General features: G+C 70.8%; 17 protein-coding genes. 13 read left to right on the forward strand and 4 right to left on the reverse strand.

Features of this window, described 5'->3' with window-relative positions:
• Positions 1-34 precede the first annotated feature (34 nt).
• The 6 genes from leuC (at position 35) to KAF39_RS11405 (ending at position 6,396) form a co-directional block, all read left to right on the forward strand.
• Entirely contained in the window at positions 35-1,471 is a 1,437-nt protein-coding gene (leuC, locus tag KAF39_RS11380; RefSeq protein ID WP_149085177.1) for a 3-isopropylmalate dehydratase large subunit, read from the forward strand.
• Between the two features lie 2 nt (positions 1,472-1,473).
• Positions 1,474-2,094, forward strand: coding sequence for a 3-isopropylmalate dehydratase small subunit (leuD, locus tag KAF39_RS11385; RefSeq protein ID WP_210677352.1), 621 nt, complete (start codon positions 1,474-1,476; stop codon positions 2,092-2,094).
• A gap of 62 nt (positions 2,095-2,156) precedes the next feature.
• The gene (gene murA / locus KAF39_RS11390) at positions 2,157-3,524 is read left to right on the forward strand and encodes a UDP-N-acetylglucosamine 1-carboxyvinyltransferase (RefSeq protein WP_210677353.1); all 1,368 of its coding nucleotides are present in this window, start codon (positions 2,157-2,159) and stop codon (positions 3,522-3,524) included.
• Between the two features lie 5 nt (positions 3,525-3,529).
• The gene (locus KAF39_RS11395) at positions 3,530-4,285 is read left to right on the forward strand and encodes a 1-acyl-sn-glycerol-3-phosphate acyltransferase (protein ID WP_210677354.1); all 756 of its coding nucleotides are present in this window, start codon (positions 3,530-3,532) and stop codon (positions 4,283-4,285) included.
• A gap of 7 nt (positions 4,286-4,292) precedes the next feature.
• Complete coding sequence (locus tag KAF39_RS11400; RefSeq protein WP_307805198.1) at positions 4,293-5,414, forward strand: NAD(P)H-dependent glycerol-3-phosphate dehydrogenase; 1,122 nt, start codon at positions 4,293-4,295, stop codon at positions 5,412-5,414.
• Complete coding sequence (locus KAF39_RS11405) at positions 5,314-6,396, forward strand: D-alanine--D-alanine ligase family protein (protein ID WP_210677356.1); 1,083 nt, start codon at positions 5,314-5,316, stop codon at positions 6,394-6,396. Before KAF39_RS11400 ends, KAF39_RS11405 begins: the two co-directional genes overlap by 101 nt.
• 21 nt (positions 6,397-6,417) lie before the next feature.
• On the opposite strand, the gene KAF39_RS11410 is transcribed toward KAF39_RS11405, so the two are convergent.
• Positions 6,418-6,900, reverse strand: a complete 483-nt coding sequence (locus KAF39_RS11410) for a DUF3515 domain-containing protein (protein WP_210677357.1) — start codon at positions 6,898-6,900, stop codon at positions 6,418-6,420.
• 23 nt (positions 6,901-6,923) lie between these two features.
• Here KAF39_RS11410 and thiL point away from each other — a divergent pair, with 23 nt between their 5' ends.
• The gene (gene thiL / locus KAF39_RS11415; protein WP_210677358.1) at positions 6,924-7,919 is read left to right on the forward strand and encodes a thiamine-phosphate kinase; all 996 of its coding nucleotides are present in this window, start codon (positions 6,924-6,926) and stop codon (positions 7,917-7,919) included.
• Here thiL and rsmD read toward each other — a convergent pair.
• Positions 7,889-8,503, reverse strand: a complete 615-nt coding sequence (rsmD, locus tag KAF39_RS11420; protein ID WP_210677359.1) for a 16S rRNA (guanine(966)-N(2))-methyltransferase RsmD — start codon at positions 8,501-8,503, stop codon at positions 7,889-7,891. The genes thiL and rsmD overlap by 31 nt on opposite strands.
• A 61-nt stretch (positions 8,504-8,564) precedes the next feature.
• Here rsmD and KAF39_RS11425 point away from each other — a divergent pair, with 61 nt between their 5' ends.
• The 6 genes from KAF39_RS11425 to mutM all read left to right on the forward strand — a co-directional run bounded on the left by KAF39_RS11425 (position 8,565) and on the right by mutM (position 13,670).
• The gene (locus tag KAF39_RS11425) at positions 8,565-10,739 is read left to right on the forward strand and encodes an ATP-dependent DNA helicase RecG (protein ID WP_210677360.1); all 2,175 of its coding nucleotides are present in this window, start codon (positions 8,565-8,567) and stop codon (positions 10,737-10,739) included.
• Between the two features lie 31 nt (positions 10,740-10,770).
• On the forward strand, positions 10,771-11,268 hold the full coding sequence (gene coaD, locus KAF39_RS11430) for a pantetheine-phosphate adenylyltransferase (protein ID WP_210677361.1): 498 nt from the start codon (positions 10,771-10,773) through the stop codon (positions 11,266-11,268).
• Between the two features lie 136 nt (positions 11,269-11,404).
• Positions 11,405-11,899, forward strand: a complete 495-nt coding sequence (locus KAF39_RS11435) for a DUF177 domain-containing protein (protein WP_210677362.1) — start codon at positions 11,405-11,407, stop codon at positions 11,897-11,899.
• 2 nt (positions 11,900-11,901) lie between these two features.
• Positions 11,902-12,111 carry a 50S ribosomal protein L32 gene (rpmF, locus tag KAF39_RS11440; RefSeq protein ID WP_013586329.1) on the forward strand — a complete coding sequence of 70 codons (210 nt, stop codon included), beginning with the start codon at positions 11,902-11,904 and terminating at the stop codon, positions 12,109-12,111.
• A gap of 10 nt (positions 12,112-12,121) precedes the next feature.
• A complete protein-coding gene (gene rnc, locus KAF39_RS11445) occupies positions 12,122-12,814 on the forward strand; it encodes a ribonuclease III (protein WP_210677363.1) in 693 nt (230 codons plus the stop codon).
• Positions 12,807-13,670 (forward strand): bifunctional DNA-formamidopyrimidine glycosylase/DNA-(apurinic or apyrimidinic site) lyase, encoded by an 864-nt coding sequence (gene mutM / locus KAF39_RS11450; RefSeq protein WP_210677364.1) that lies wholly within the window; start codon positions 12,807-12,809, stop codon positions 13,668-13,670. The genes rnc and mutM overlap by 8 nt, the downstream gene beginning before the upstream one ends.
• An 11-nt stretch (positions 13,671-13,681) precedes the next feature.
• Here mutM and KAF39_RS11455 read toward each other — a convergent pair whose 3' ends face one another.
• Both KAF39_RS11455 and KAF39_RS11460 read right to left on the reverse strand, forming a co-directional pair.
• Entirely contained in the window at positions 13,682-15,001 is a 1,320-nt protein-coding gene (locus KAF39_RS11455; protein WP_210677365.1) for an FtsX-like permease family protein, read from the reverse strand.
• Complete coding sequence (locus tag KAF39_RS11460; RefSeq protein WP_210677366.1) at positions 14,998-15,693, reverse strand: ABC transporter ATP-binding protein; 696 nt, start codon at positions 15,691-15,693, stop codon at positions 14,998-15,000. The genes KAF39_RS11455 and KAF39_RS11460 overlap by 4 nt, the downstream gene beginning before the upstream one ends.

Here is a 15,693-nt window from a genome sequence, read left to right on the forward strand (position 1 = left end):
CGTGGGCCGAACCGCCATTCCCAGGAGACACGCCATGACCACCACCGCCGGTGCGGATTCCGCACGCCCCAGGACGCTCGCCGAGAAGGTCTGGGACGACCACCTCGTCGTCAAGGGCGAGGACGGCCAGCCCGACCTCATCTACATCGACCTGCACCTCGTTCACGAGGTCACGAGCCCGCAGGCCTTCGACGGCCTCCGCAGCGAAGGGCGTCCGCTCCGCCGGCTCGACCTGACGATCGCCACCGAGGACCACAACACGCCGACGTGGGAGATCGACAAGCCCATCGCCGATCTGACCAGTCGCACCCAGATCGAGACGCTGCGCCGCAACGCCGCCGAGTTCGGTGTGCGACTGCACTCGCTGGGCGACGCGGAACAGGGCATTGTGCACGTCGTCGGCCCGCAGCTCGGTCTCACCATGCCGGGCATCACCGTGGTCTGCGGCGATTCGCACACGTCGACGCACGGCGCGTTCGGCGCGATGGCGTTCGGCATCGGGACCAGCGAGGTCGAGCACGTCATGGCGACCCAGACCCTGCCGCTGAAGCCGTTCAAGACGATGGCCATCAACGTCGAGGGCACGCTGCGGCCCGGCGTCACCGCGAAAGACATCATCCTCGCCGTGATCGCGAAGATCGGCACCGGCGGCGGCCAGGGCTACGTGCTCGAATACCGCGGCAGCGCGATCCGCGCGCTCTCCATGGAGGGCCGTATGACGATCTGCAACATGTCGATCGAGGCGGGCGCCCGTGCCGGCATGGTCGCCCCGGACGAGACGACGTTCGCGTACCTCGAGGGGCGTCCGCACGCCCCGAAGGGACAGGACTGGGACGACGCGGTCGCCTACTGGCGCACGCTGCCGACGGACGAGGGGGCCGTCTTCGACGCCGAGGTCTTCATCGACGCCGACGAGCTGGAGCCGTTCGTGACGTGGGGGACGAACCCCGGACAGGGGAGCTCGCTCTCTGCCGCGGTGCCGGATCCCGCGCAGATCGCCGACCCGAACGAGCGGGCCGCGGCGGAGCGGGCGCTGGAGTACATGGACCTGACGCCCGGCACTCCGCTGAAGGAGGTGCCCGTCGACGCGGTCTTCATGGGTTCGTGCACGAACAGCCGCATCGAGGACCTCCGGGCGTTCGCGTCCATCATCCAGGGCAAGAAGAAGGCCGACGGGGTGCGGGTCATGGTGGTCCCGGGTTCTGCGCGTGTGCGCCTGGAGGCCGAAGCCGAGGGCCTCGACCAAGTCATCAAGGACTTCGGGGCGGAGTGGCGCTTCGCCGGGTGCTCCATGTGCCTCGGCATGAACCCCGACCAGCTCGCTCCCGGGGAGCGCTGCGCATCGACGTCGAACCGCAACTTCGAAGGGCGCCAGGGCAAGGGCGGACGCACGCATCTCGTGTCGCCGCTCGTCGCCGCGGCGACCGCCATCCGCGGCACCCTGTCCAGCCCGAGCGACCTGGAGGCCTGATCATGGAGAAGTTCATCACCCACACCGGGATCGCCGCGCCGCTGAAGCGGTCGAACGTCGACACCGACCAGATCATCCCCGCCGTGTTCCTCAAGCGCGTCACGAAGACGGGCTTCGAGGACGCCCTGTTCCACGGCTGGCGGCAGGACCCCGAGTTCGTGCTCAACCAGGCTCCGTACCAGGGGGCGTCCATCCTCGTCGCCGGGCCCGATTTCGGTACCGGTTCCAGCCGTGAGCACGCCGTCTGGGCGCTGCGCGACTTCGGCTTCAAGGTCGTGCTCAGCCCGCGGTTCGCCGACATCTTCCGCGGCAATGCGGGCAAGCAGGGGCTCCTCGCCGCGACCATCTCGGAAGAGGACCTGGAACGGTTCTGGGCGGTGCTGGACAAGGATCCCGGCGCGCGGATGACGGTCGACCTCGAGGCGCGCACCGCCGCCATCGGCGACCCCACGGGCGGCGCGGAGGCCGGCTTCCAGGCCGACATCGGGATCGACGATTACACTAGATGGCGGCTCCTTGAAGGGCTCGATGACATCGGGCTCACGCTGCGCAACGAAGACAAGATCGCGCAGTTCGAGGCCCGTCGCGAGTCGTGGCGGCCGCGGACCCTCCCCGTCCAGTGAGACGGAGGGGGGCGGGGGAGCCAGGGGTAACCCCGCCCCCGATGAATGAAGTGAGGCCCCGAATGACGACACCCGTGCGCGACGCTCTCTCCGACGACGCCCCCGCGCTGACCGGAGACGTCCTCGCCATCCGCGGAGGTCGTCCGCTGCGCGGACGCGTCGACGTCAAGGGCGCGAAGAACCTCGCCACCAAGGCGATGGTCGCGTCCCTGCTCGGGGAGACTACGAGCGTCCTGCGCGACGTGCCGGCCATCAGCGACGTCGCCGTGGTGCGCTCGCTGCTCGAGGTGCACGGCGTCCGCGTGTCCGAGGGCGACGAGCCCGGCTCCCTGGTGTTCGACCCGAGCGACGTCGAGTCGGCCCACTTCGAAGAGATCGACGCCCACGCCGGTGCGTCCCGGATCCCGATCCTCTTCTGCGGTCCCCTGCTGCATCGCCTCGGCCAGGCGTTCATCCCCGACCTGGGCGGCTGCCGCATCGGCGACCGTCCGATCGACTTCCACCTGGACGCGCTGCGCAAGTTCGGCGCCATCGTCGAGAAACTGCCCAGCGGCATCCGCCTCTCGACGGGTGGCAGCCGGCTGCACGGGGCGAACATCCACCTGCCGTACCCGAGCGTCGGCGCCACCGAGCAGGTGCTCCTCACCGCGGTCCGTGCGGAGGGCATCACCGAGCTCCGCAACGCGGCGATCGAGCCCGAGATCATGGATCTCATCGCCGTCCTGCAGAAGATGGGCGCGATCATCTCCTACGAGCCGAACCGCGTCATCCTCATCGAGGGCGTCGAGAAGCTCCGCGGCTACGACCACCGCTCGATCTTCGACCGGAACGAGGCGGCGTCCTGGGCGTCCGCCGCGCTGGCCACGGACGGCGAGATCTTCGTCGGCGGCGCCAAGCAGCAGGAGATGCTGACGTTCCTCAACGTCTTCCGCAAGGCGGGCGGCTGGTTCGACATCCAGGAGGATGGCATCCTCTTCCGCCGCGACGGCGACATCAAGCCGGTCGTGATCGAGACCGACGTGCACCCCGGATTCATGACCGACTGGCAGCAGCCGCTCGTGGTCGCACTGACGCAGGCGCACGGCCGCTCAGTCGTGCACGAGACCGTGTACGAGAACCGGATGGGCTTCACGGAGGCCCTCGTCAAGATGGGCGCGGACATCGTCGTGCACCCGCAGGGGCTGCAGGACGGGCCGCGTCGCGTGCCCCGCCGCGACCTGGAGCAGGCGGCCGTGATCACCGGTCCGACGCCGCTGCACGGCGCCGACATCGTGGTCCCGGATCTGCGCGGCGGCTACAGCCACATCATCGCGGCGCTGACCGCGACCGGCGAGTCGAAGGTGTCGGGCGTCGACATCCTCAGCCGCGGGTACGAGAAGTTCCTCGCCAAGCTCGACGCGCTCGGCGCCGACTTCGACGTCATCCGGTGAGCCCCATGGCTTCCCGGTCTCCGGAGAAGACGCGGCCGAGCCTGTTCTGGCCGCTCGCGGCGATCGTCGTGCCTCTCGTGTCGCTGATCGCCAAGATCCGCATTATCGGCGCGGAGAAGCTCCCCCGGGAGGGTGCGTTCGTCCTCGCACCCAACCATTACTCCGAGTTCGACCCGCTCATCGTGGCGATGGCGGTGTGGCGCATGGGGCGGGCCCCGCGGTTCATGGCGAAGGAGAGCCTGTTCCGCGTCCCGGTGCTGGGCTGGTTCCTGCACAAGACGGGGATGATCCCGGTGGCCCGCACCTCGTCCGCCGCTGCCGCGAAGCAGACGATGGCGCAGTCCGCCGCCCTCGTGGAGCACGGACGCGGGGTCATCGTCTACCCGGAGGGTACGCTCACCCGCGACCCGGACATGTGGCCGATGCGCGGCAAGTCCGGTGCGGTCCGCCTCGCTCTCGCCGACGGCATCCCGCTCATCCCGATGGCCCAATGGGGCACGCAGGCGATCATGGGGCGCTACCAGAAGGGGCTGAGCCTGTGGCCGCTCCGCAAGCCCGTCACCGTGATCGTCGGAGACGCGGTCGACGTCTCCGACCTCCGCGACCGGGCCGACGAGCCGGCGGCGCTGACGGAGGCCACCAACCGACTCATGAACGCGATCACGGCGCTGCTGGAACAGGTGCGTGACGAAAAGGCCCCCGCGGAGCGCTGGAACCCGGCGAGCCACGGGCAGAAGGAGACCGGACGCCTTGACTCCTAAGAGAACCGTGCCGACGGGTCCCCGCGTGGCCGTGATCGGCGCCGGCAGCTGGGGGACCACCTTCGGCAAGATCCTCGCCGACGGCGGCGCGCACGTGACGATGTGGGCGCGTCGCGCCGAGCTGGCGCACGAGATCGACGAGGCCAAGCGCAACTCCCGCTATCTGCCGGGCATCAACCTGCCCCGCACCATGGCGGCCACGCATGAGCTGGCGACCGCGCTGGACGGCGTGGACCAGGTCTACCTCTCCGTCCCGAGCCAATCGCTGCGGGAGAACCTCACGGCGCTCCGTCCGCTCCTCGCGTCCGGCGATGCGAAGATCGTCAGCCTCATGAAGGGCGTCGAGCGCGGCACCGGGCTGCGGATGAGTCAGGTGATCCAGCAGGAGCTGCAGTGCGATCCCGACCGGGTGGCCGTGGCGTCCGGTCCCAACCTCGCGTTGGAGATCGCCCGCGAGCAGCCCACCGCCGCCGTGATCTCCTCGCGCAGCCAGGAGACGGCGGACGTTGTCGCCCGGGCGGCGCGCAACTCGTACTTCCGCACGTTCGTGAACACGGATGTCATCGGCACGGAGTTCGGCGGGGTCTTGAAGAACCTCATCGCCGTGGCGATCGGGATCGTGGACGGCGTCGGCTACGGCGAGAACACGAAGGCCTCGATCATCACGCGCGGCCTGGTGGAGATGACCGACTTCGCGGTCGCGAACGGCGCCCAGCCGGAGACGCTGCAGGGTCTGGCGGGCCTCGGCGACCTCATCGCGACGTGCCAGTCGCCGCTGAGCCGCAACAACACCGCGGGTCGGCTGCTGGGGCAGGGCTACAGCTTCCAGGACGTGGTGAAGCAGATGCAGCAGACGGCGGAGGGTCTGGCCTCGGTCGCCCCCGTCCTGCAGCTCGCCCGCGAGGCTGACGTGCACATGCCGATCGTCGAGCAGGTCAAGATGGTGCTCGACGGCAGGATGGATCCCCGGGATATCGCCCCGCATCTGACGACGGACGACGACACCCCGCAGGGGGAGAGGACCAACCATGGACAAGCAGACGGTGGTGGTGCTCTTCGGCGGGCGCTCCAGCGAGCATTCGATCAGTTCCGCAACGGCGGGGGGAGTGCTGGGCGCGATCGATCGTGACCGCTATCGGGTGATCCCGGTGGGGATCACCCGTGACGGCGCGTTCGTCCTCGAGGACGACGATCCGGCGAAGTTCCCCCTGGACGCCGCGCATCTGCCGGAGGTCGTGGACAACGGCACCCGCGTGCTGTGGCCCGAGCCGGGCGGTGATCGCACGCTGCGTGTGGTGCATCCCGACGGGGAGACGCAGGGGCTCGGCGAGATCGACGTCGTCCTGCCCATCCTCCATGGACCGCACGGCGAGGACGGCACCATCCAGGGGTTCTTCGACACGCTCGAGGTGCCCTACGCCGGCGGCGGAGTGCTCGACTCGGCGCTGTGCATGGACAAGCACTTCATGAAGATCGCCCTGCAGGCGGCCGGGATCGCGGTGGCGCCCGGGATCACCGTCCGGCGCCGGGACTGGGACGCGGATGCCGCGGACGTGCGGCAGCGTGCCGCGCAGCTCGGGCTGCCCGTCTTCGTCAAGCCCGCACGTGCGGGCTCGAGCGTGGGCGTGTCGAAGGTGACCGCGCCGGAAGAGCTCGACGCTGCTCTGGCGATCGCTTTCGCCGAGGACGACAAGGTGCTCATCGAGACGGGCGTGACCGGTCGTGAGATCGAGGTCGCGGTGCTCGAGACGGCCGACGGGGTGCGCGCGTCGCTCCCGGGGGAGATCGTGCTGACGGACCGGGGCTTCTACGACTTCGAGGGCAAGTACCTCGGCGGCGACGGGGTCGACGTGGTGTGCCCGGCCGAGCTGAGCGCAGCGGAGGTGGCGGCCATCCAGGACGCCGGTGTCCGCGCGTTCGAGGCGGTGGAGGGCCGCGGCCTCGCCCGCGTCGACATGTTCCTGACGTCGACGGGCGAGCTCATCGTCAACGAGTTGAACACCATGCCCGGCTTCACGCCGATCTCGATGTTCCCGAAGTGCTGGGTCGCCTCCGGGCTCGGCTACGGCGACCTCATCACTGAGCTGATCGAGGCGGGCCTGCGTCGCTGAACCGGTCGTCCCCGCGGGTGCTCAGCTCGCGGGGAACTCGACCCGGTCGGTGCACTGCGCCGTGGCCGGGGCCAGGCCGGACTGGATGTTCGACGAGAGCGTGTCGACGATCGACTGGAAGTCGACCTGCTCACCGCGGCGGATGATGACCTCGATGGCCGGCTCCCGCCCGTAGGTGACGAGGCGCTGACGCTCCTCCTCCTGCTCGAGCACGAGCCAGTCGACCCCGCCGAGGGTGGTGCACACGAGGTCGGACGGGGCGGGCGGCTCCACCCCGCAGCGCAGGACGACGGTGGGGTCTCCCCAGGCGCCGGTGGCCTGGGCGTCGGTCCACACGCGCTCGTAGCCGCCGACCGAGTCCGGCAGCAGCACGGACACGTTCGCGCACGCCGGGTCGTTGGCGTCGTCCGCCGGCTCGAGGTGCACGGTCGTGGAGCATCCGGCGAGGCCGGCGGCGAGAGCGATCGCCCCCGCGACGGCAGCGAGGCGGCGGGAACGAAGCATGCTTCCAGGCTACCTTTGACGACATGCCCTCCCGACCCGACTCCGACGATCCGCGCCTGGGAGATCTCTCGGAGGGTCGCATCCTCCGTGCCATCCTCCAGCGCACCGCGCCCGGCACGCACACGCTTCTCGGCCCCGGAGACGATGCGGCCGTGATCGCCGCTCCCTCGGCCTCGGTCGTGGCGACGACGGACACCCTCGTGCACGGCCCGGACTTCCGGCTCGCCTGGACGAATGGCTATGACCTCGGCTGGAAGGCCGCGGCGGTCAATCTCGCCGACATCGCTGCGATGGGCGCGCGTCCGACCGCGCTGCTCGTGGCTCTGGCGGTGCCGCGTGACCTCCGGCTGTCCTTCGTGGAGCGCCTGGCCGACGGTTTCCGCGAGGCCTGCGTGGCGCTCGCCCCCGGGTGCGCGGTCGTCGGTGGCGATCTCACCGTCTCCGAGGCGCTCACGGTCGCCGTGACGGCCCTGGGCGACCTGGAGGGCCGCCCGCCGGTGACGCGGGCGGGGGCGCGACCGGGCGACGTCGTCGCCGTCGCGGGGGAGCTGGGCCATGCCGCGCACGGGCTGGCGGTGCTGTTCGGACGCTTCCGTGACGGCGACACACCGGTGCCGGTCGATCCCACGGCTCTCGCACCGGGGGAGAGCGCTGCGGTCGCCGCCCAGCTGCGGCCGTCGCCACCCATCGGCCTCGGCGTCGTCGCGGCCGCGGCCGGGGCGACCGCGATGATGGACGTCTCGGATGGTCTCGCCCTCGACGCGCGGCGCCTCGCGGAGGCGTCAGGCGTCACTCTCGCGCTGGACGGCGCATCGCTCGGCAGCTCTCCGCAGCGGGCGCTCGCGGGCGGTGAGGATCATGCCCTGCTCGCGACGTTCCCGAACGACGTGTTGCCGCCGGGATTCCGGGCGATCGGTGTCGTTCGTGCGCGGGGCGCGCACGACCTGCTGTGTGACGAGCAGCCGGTGGACGTCAGCGGCTGGGACCCCTACCGGGACTGGGACTCCGTCTCGGGCTGAACATCCGCCGACGCCGCGTCCTCCCGGTCCGGCTCCGCCCACCAGAGCGTCGTGTCGCCGTATGTCTTCTCGCGGAACACCCGGAGGCCGGCCGCCGGGAAGTCGGGAGCGGTGGACCGACGGGCGCGCTCGACGACCACCACGGCGTCATCGCTGAGCAGCGGCGCGAGGGCGGCGAGGTCGCCGTCCATCGCCTCGTCGTCGATGTCGTACGGCGGATCCGAGAAGACGAGGTCGTACGGTCCGGACGCCCGGCCGAGGAAGGCGCGGACCGTCGCCTCCTGCACACGTGCGGGGGCGGTTCCAGACGCCTTGGCCACCGCCGCGACGTTGCGCCTCACGACCGCGGCCGCCTGACGTCCGCGCTCGACGAGGTCGGCGCTCCGCGCCCCGCGGCTCAGCGCTTCGAGGCCGAGTGCCCCGGAGCCCGCATAGAGGTCCAGGACCCGGGCGTCCGCGATCGCGTCGAGCGACTCGAGGGCGCCGAAGAGCGACTCGCGCACGCGGTCACTCGTCGGCCGGGTCCCGGTACCGGGGACGTCGAGCCGGGTGCCGCGTGCCGTTCCGGCGATGATCCTCGTCACCCGTTCACGATACGACAGCCCGCGGGCCGGACGTGTCCGTGCGGTTCCCTAGACTCGGAGCATGTCGCTCACGCTCGATTCCTCGCTCGAGGAGGCCCTCGGTGCGGCGTCGGCCAAGACGCTCGACCGCGCCTTCGGCATGAAGACCGTGGGCGACCTCCTGGCGCATTACCCGCGCCGGTACGCCGACCCGGGGGAGCTCACCCCCATCCGCGATCTTCCTCTGGGTGAGACGGTGACGATCGTCGCCGAGGTCCTCTCATCGAGCTTCCGCCGCATGCGCAACCGCCCCGGCGCGATGGTCGACGTCGTCATCGGCGACGGTGTCGGGCGCATGTCGCTGACCTTCTTCGCCAAGAACGTCGGGGCGGCGGAGTGGCGCGCGAAGGATCTGGCGGTCGGGCGGCGGGGGGTCTTCTCCGGCAAGGTCGGCGAGTTCAACGGCATGACCCAGTTCGCTCACCCCGAGTACGAGCTCTTCGACGACGAGGACGCGGCGCGACGGCGGGCGGATGCCCGGGCGGCGGTGCCGATCCCGATCTACCCGGCGACGTCGGCGATCCAGACCTGGCAGATCGCCCGACTCGTCGGTCGGGTGCTCGACGACCTCGCGACCGTCCCCGACCCGCTGACCGCCGAGATCCGCGCGCGGGAAGAACTACTGACGGCGCGAGAGGCGCTGGAGGCCATCCACCGCCCGCGCTCCCGCAACGACATCGATCCCGCGGTGCGCACGTTGCGCATGCACGAGGCGCTGACCCTGCAGACCGCACTGCTCCAGCAGCGCGACGCCGTGCGGGCGCTGGCGGCCACCTCGCGTCCGGCGTCGCCGGGCGGGCTCCTGGAGCGCTTCGACGCGGCGCTGCCGTACACCCTCACGCCGGACCAGCAGACGGTCGGCGCGCAGATCGCGGACGACCTCGTGGGCTCGTGGCCCATGAACCGGCTGGTGCAGGGCGAGGTCGGTTCGGGCAAGACGCTCGTGGCGCTGCGGGCGATGCTGCAGGTCGCCGAGAGCGGCGGCCAGGCGGCCCTGATCGCTCCGACCGAGGTCCTGGCGGGGCAGCACCTGCGCTCGATCACCAAGATGGTCGGTCCGCAGCTGGCACCGCTGGTGATGCCCACCCTCCTGACGGGGCAGATGCCGGCAGCGGATCGGCGTAAGGCCGCGTTGCGCGTCGCCTCCGGGCAGGCGCTCATCGTCGTCGGCACGCACGCGCTCCTCGGGGAGAAGACCACCTTCGCGGACCTCGGTCTCGTCGTGGTCGACGAGCAGCACCGGTTCGGGGTCGAGCAGCGCGAGGCGCTCCGCGCGAAGGGGTCGAGTCCGCATGCGCTCGTCCTCACCGCGACGCCCATCCCGCGCACGGTGGCGATGACGGTGTTCGGCGACCTCGACACCTCCGTGATCCGCACCATGCCGGCCGGGCGCGCCGGGATCGAGTCGTATGTCGCGCCGCTGGCCGAGCACCCCGGATGGTTCAACCGCGTGTGGGAGAGGGCGGCGGAGGAGATCGCCCAGGGTCGCCAGGTCTTCGCCGTGTGCGCGGCGATCGATACCGCGGCCAAGACGGCGGAAGCGGGGGAGCAGGCCCTGCTGGCGCCGGAGGGCGGCAAGGGGCCGCGGTGGGGTGTCGTCCAGCTGGACGAGGCGCTGTCCACCCATCCCACGCTCGGCGGACTCCGTCGGGCGGTCCTCCACGGCAAGATGCCCTCGGAAGAGAAGGACGCCGTCATGCAGGCCTTCGCCCGGGGCGAGATCGATCTCCTCATCGCGACGACCGTGATCGAGGTCGGCGTCGACGTCCCGAACGCCTCGACGATGATCGTCCTCGACGCGGATCGTTTCGGGGTCTCCCAGCTGCACCAGCTCCGGGGCCGGGTGGGGCGAGGGGGCGTTCCGGGGCTGTGCCTGCTCGTGACGGAGGCGGAGGCCGGGACGGTCGCCCGGGAACGGGTCGATGCGGTCGCCGCGACGCTCGACGGCTTCGCGCTGGCCGAGGTCGATCTCGAGCTGCGCGGCGAGGGCGATGTGCTGGGCGCCGCGCAGGCCGGGGTCCGTTCCTCCCTTAAGCTCCTGCGGGTGGTCAAGGACGCCGGACTCATCACGCGCGCCCGGGAGCTCGCGGAGGACATCCTCACCACCGATCCGGAGCTCGCGGCTCATCCGGGGCTCCGGGAGGCCATCGGCCGACGGGTCACGGACGAGGATCGCGCCGCCCTCGCGAAGAACTGAGTGTCCGCCGAGGTGCCCTAGGCTGGGAGCCATGAGCAGCCGGATCGCCGTCGTCCCGGGTTCCTTCGATCCGCCGACCCTGGGTCACCTCGACGTGATCCGTCGTGCGGCCGCCCTCTACGACGAGTTGCATGTGCTCGTGGTCCACAACCCGGGCAAGGAGGCGATGCTCCCGATCGCGCAGCGCCTGTCCCTCCTCGAGCGTTCGATCGCCGAGGACGGGATGGAGGGCGAGATCGTCATCGGCTCCTGGAGCATGGGGCTGCTGGTCGACTACGCGCGTGACGTGAACGCCGGTGTGCTCGTGAAGGGCATCCGCTCGCAGGTCGATGTCGCCTACGAGTCGCCGATGGCCATCGTCAACCGGCACCTGGCCGACATCGAGACCGTCTTCCTGCTCCCGGACCCCGCGCACGCGATGGTCTCGAGTTCGCTGGTGCGCCAGGTCGCGAGCCTCGGGGGGGACGTCTCGCCGTTCGTGCCGCCGGCCGTCGCCTCGTTCCTCGACACCGGCGCGCGCGGAATCTGATCGGCGATCGCGGTCCCATTCCCGGCGGTCTCCCGGCCCTCCTCGCCGGTGACCCGGGTAGCATGGCGGGGTGCGTTCCCGACTCAACAGCCCTTTCGTCCTCCCCGTCCGTGACATCGTCCGGCGCCCGGGGGAGATGCGCGAGCACTCCTTCTCGGTGCCCCTGACCGAGCAATGGGGGGAGGGCATCGTCTCGTTCGAGGCGGGCTCCGAGCTCGATCTCGACGTGCGCCTCGAGTCCGTCCACGAGGGCATCCTCGTCACCGGAGAAGCCGAGGGGGAGTACGTCGGGGTGTGCGGCCGATGCCTCACCGACATCGCTCGGCCCGTCGAAGTCGAGTTCCAGGAGCTTTTCGCGTATCCTGGTGAGGAAGAAACTGACTTCGAGGTTCAAGACGACCACGTGGATCTTGAAACTCTCGTCAGGGATGCGGCCGTATTGGCCCTTCCTTTTCAGCCGGTGTGTCAGCCGGATTGCCTCGGGCTCGACCCGGTCACAGGCGAGAGGCTGACCGAGAGCACCGGAACGGAGCAGGTCGCTCCCATCGATCCTCGGTGGAGCGCGCTCCAGCAGATCACAGACCAGGACGGCACGGCAGAACGCGGTGCCGCCGAGAAAGAAGAGAGCTAGTCATGGCTGGTAACCCCCCGAAGCGCAAGGTCTCCCGTTCGAACACCCGCTCGCGCCGCGCGCAGTGGAAGGCGGAGGCCCCCGCGCTCGTCAAGACCATCGAGAACGGCAAGGTCGTCTACAGCCGTCCGCACCAGGCCAAGGTCGTCACCGATTCGCAGGGCACCGAGCTCTTCCTCGAGTACAAGGGCCGCAAGGTCGCCGACGTCTGAGTCGCGAACCGTGACGGAGGTCCCCGGGGGGACGAGACCTCTCCCAGCCAAGCTCCGCGTCGATATCGACGCGGAGCTTCTGGAGTTGGCCCTCACTCACCGCTCCTACGCGTACGAGCACGGCGGCATCCCGCACAACGAGCGGCTCGAGTTCCTCGGCGACTCCGTCCTGGGACAGGCCGTGACGGTGATGCTCTTCACCCGGCACCCCGAGCTCGACGAGGGCGAGCTGGCGAAGCGTCGGGCCAGCGTCGTGTCGACGGTCGCTCTGGCCGAGGTCGCGCGCGGCATCGACCTGGGTAGCCACCTGCTGCTCGGACGCGGTGAGGAGCAGACCGGTGGGCGCGACAAGGACTCGATCCTCGCCGACACGATGGAAGCCGTGATCGGCGCCACGTACCTATCGGCCGGGCCCGAGGCCGCGACGGCGCTCGTGCTCCGGCTGACCGAGCCGTTGCTCGCCGACCCTGAGCGGTACGGCGCCGCCATGGATCCGAAGACCAGCCTGCAGGAGCTCGCGGCCCGCCTCGGCGCCACACCGCCCCAGTATTCGGTCGAGGCCAGCGGCCCCGATCACGACCGCCGCTTCACGGCGACCGTCGCGGTCGGCGACGTCCGGATGACGGGGGCCGGCAGCAGCAAGAAGACGGCCGAGATGGCCGCGGCACTCAGCGCCTGGCGCACGCTCAGCGAGCGTGCCTGAGCTCCCCGAGGTCGAGGTCGTCCGCTCCGGCCTCGCACCCGCTGCCGTCGGCGCGGTCATCACCGGCGTGAGCGTCTTCGATGAGCGAGCCCTCACCCGCCACACCGCCGGCGCCGCCGACTTCGTGCAGCGCCTGGAGGGGCGTCGTTTCACCGCGGCCGCGCGACGCGGCAAGTTCCTCTGGCTGCCGTTGGACGACGAGGATTCCGCTCTGATCGCCCACCTCGGCATGAGCGGGCAGATGCTGCTCCGGGCGCCGGACGCGCCGGCGGAGCGCCATGAGCGCATCCGTCTCGGCATCGAGCACCCACGGCACGGCGAGCTCGCGATCGTGTTCGCGGACCAGCGCACGTTCGGATCGCTCGCCGTCGACGCCCTGATCACCGACGGATCGTCGCGGATCCCGACGCAGGTGGCGCACATCGCCCGCGATCCGCTCGACCCGTTCTTCGACGATGGCGTATTCCGTGTCGCTCTCGCTCGTCGGCACAGCGCGATCAAGCGGGTGCTGCTGGACCAGGGCGTCGTGAGCGGCATCGGCAACATCTACGCCGACGAGGCGCTGTGGGCCGCGCGGATCCACCCGGAGACCCCTGCCGACGCGCTCCCGACGCGGGCCGTGAACCGCCTTCTCGCCGAGGTGCGCTCCGTTCTGCAGAAGGCCCTCGCCGAGGGCGGCACGAGCTTCGATGCGCAGTACGTCAACGTGAACGGACAGGCCGGGTACTTCGCCCACAGCCTCAACGCCTACGGCCGTGGCGGCAAGCCGTGTCCTCGCTGCGGGACGCCGATCACCCGTGCCGCCTTCATGAACCGCTCCTCGCACTTCTGCCCGCGCTGCCAGCGGAGACGCTGAGGTCTCCACCGTCACGCCGGAGCGAAGGCCCGCTCCAGCAGCGGACGGGTCGCCCAGGTGCTGGCCCAGACGACGCCGATCCCGACTGTGAGGACCGTGGCGATCGTGAGCAGCGAGAGCGGAGCGACGATCAGCGCGATGCCGATGAGGGGGAAGACGAGCGCGGCCGCGCAGATCGCCGACCCCACAGCGGTGACCAGCAGGGGCGACATGATGGCCCGGCGACGGGCCCGGTCGACGGTCTCCAGCGGCATGCCCAGATGATGCAGGCTGCGGTGGAGATCGCTCTTGTCCAGCACGTCCGAGGCCTGGTTGACGCCCACGGAGGCGGCGACCATCAGGAAGGACCCGATGAGGGTGATGATGAGCCCGGTCTTGATGTCCTCGGCGAGGGCGATGCTGGCCGGGTCGTCACTTGCCCCGAGCGTGTCGAGAAGAGCGACGCCGGTGCCGGCGAAGACGGCCATGAAGCTGGCCATCGCGATGCCGCCGACCTGACGCCAGGCGGCCTTCGGTGCGTCGAGCACGAGCCGCGCGGCCAGCAGACGCTCGGGGCGCTCGGCCCGGCGGAGCTGACGGCCGGCGGAGACCTTCAGCACCCACGGGCCGAGGACGTTGAGCACGGCGAGGGCCAGGGCGAACATCGCTGCCACGACGGCGATCGTCGCGACGACGCCTCCGATCATCGGGAACACCTTGATGAGGACGAACGCGGTGGCGATCCCGGCGACGGCGATCACCGCACGGATCCAATGGACGTTCGGCGGGGTGGTGCGCGTGCGGACGCCGAGCGGCGAGATCACGACACGACGCAGTCCGACGACCCCGCTGCCGGCCGCGAGCAGCAGGGCTCCCGCGACCACGGCGGCGATCATCGCCGGCGGCAGGACCACGGAGGGGAGACCGAGCGGCTCTCCCCGGAAGGGGATGAGCCCGATGAGCGGGCTGAGGGCGAGATGACCCGCCACCCCGATGAGCGCCCCCGCCGCGGCGACGAAGACGGATTCCACCACCGTCGCGACCGTGACCCCGCCCGGAGTGACGCCGAGCAGACGCAGCGTCGAGAGGCGCTCATCGCGGCGACGGGCCGAGAGCCGGGCGGCGGCGCCGCCGAGGGAGGTCAGCGGGACCACGAGGAGGACGAGGGCGATCGCCGCGAGGGCCTGGTAGAGCATCGCCTCCGGGTCGGTCCAGGTCCAGAACGCCTGGGCGCCGCCGATGACCGTGAGCACGAGGGTCGTGACGATTCCGAACGCGATGATCGGGAGGGCGAGGACGCTGCGCTGCCCGGGCGCGGGACGCAGGAGCAGGCCGAGGACGGAGAGGTTCACGCGTTCACCGCCGAGGAGACGATGCGGCCGTCGCGCACGGCGACGGTGCGTCCGCAGCGGGCGGCCACCTCCGGGTCGTGCGTGACGACGATGAGGGTGCGTCCCTGGCCGGTGGTGGACCACAGCAGGGCGTCCATGACCTCGGACGAGGTGTGCGAGTCGAGGGCGCCCGTCGGCTCGTCCGCGAAGACGAGTTCGGCGCCGGTGGCCTGTGCGCGGGCGATCGCGACGCGTTGCGCCTGCCCGCCCGAGAGCTCGCCGATCCGCCGTTCCTCCATGCCGGCGAGTCCCAGCGCCGCGAGCCAGGATGCCGCGTGCGGCAGGGCGTCCTTCTTCGCGACGCCGTTGATCATCGACGCGAGGGCGACGTTCTCCACGGCGGTCAGCTCGGGGATCAGCAGTCCCTGCTGGAAGACGAAGCCGAAGCGTTCCCGGCGCAGGCGTGACCGGGCGGCCTCGCCGAGCGCGGTCACCTCGATGGGCGTGCCCGTGGACGGGTGGAAGACCACGCGCCCCGTGTCGGGGGCGGTGATGCCCGCGAGCACATGCAGGAGGGTGGTCTTGCCTGAACCGGACGCGCCCATGATCGCGACGGCCTCGCCGCGGTGCACGGTGAGGTCGACACCGGCGAGGGCGTGCGTGACGCCGAAGGTCTTGGTCAGGGCGTGGGCTTCGATCACGGGGGTGTTCAT

Source organism: Microbacterium sp. BLY (assembly GCF_017939615.1).
Taxonomy (GTDB): domain Bacteria; phylum Actinomycetota; class Actinomycetes; order Actinomycetales; family Microbacteriaceae; genus Microbacterium.

Bases quoted from the DNA above. Each gene is read 5' to 3' on its own strand.
- KAF39_RS11435 (WP_210677362.1), top strand. From the start codon at position 11,405: ATGCGCGAGCACTCCTTCTCGGTGCCCCTGACCGAGCAATGGGGGGAG.
- KAF39_RS11405 (WP_210677356.1), top strand. From the start codon at position 5,314: ATGGACAAGCAGACGGTGGTGGTGCTCTTCGGCGGGCGCTCCAGCGAG.
- leuD (WP_210677352.1), top strand. From the start codon at position 1,474: ATGGAGAAGTTCATCACCCACACCGGGATCGCCGCGCCGCTGAAGCGG.
- coaD (WP_210677361.1), top strand. From the start codon at position 10,771: ATGAGCAGCCGGATCGCCGTCGTCCCGGGTTCCTTCGATCCGCCGACC.
- KAF39_RS11410 (WP_210677357.1), bottom strand. From the start codon at position 6,900: ATGCTTCGTTCCCGCCGCCTCGCTGCCGTCGCGGGGGCGATCGCTCTC.
- KAF39_RS11460 (WP_210677366.1), bottom strand. From the start codon at position 15,693: ATGAACACCCCCGTGATCGAAGCCCACGCCCTGACCAAGACCTTCGGC.
- leuC (WP_149085177.1), top strand. From the start codon at position 35: ATGACCACCACCGCCGGTGCGGATTCCGCACGCCCCAGGACGCTCGCC.
- thiL (WP_210677358.1), top strand. From the start codon at position 6,924: ATGCCCTCCCGACCCGACTCCGACGATCCGCGCCTGGGAGATCTCTCG.
- rpmF (WP_013586329.1), top strand. From the start codon at position 11,902: ATGGCTGGTAACCCCCCGAAGCGCAAGGTCTCCCGTTCGAACACCCGC.
- murA (WP_210677353.1), top strand. From the start codon at position 2,157: ATGACGACACCCGTGCGCGACGCTCTCTCCGACGACGCCCCCGCGCTG.
- KAF39_RS11425 (WP_210677360.1), top strand. From the start codon at position 8,565: ATGTCGCTCACGCTCGATTCCTCGCTCGAGGAGGCCCTCGGTGCGGCG.
- KAF39_RS11395 (WP_210677354.1), top strand. From the start codon at position 3,530: ATGGCTTCCCGGTCTCCGGAGAAGACGCGGCCGAGCCTGTTCTGGCCG.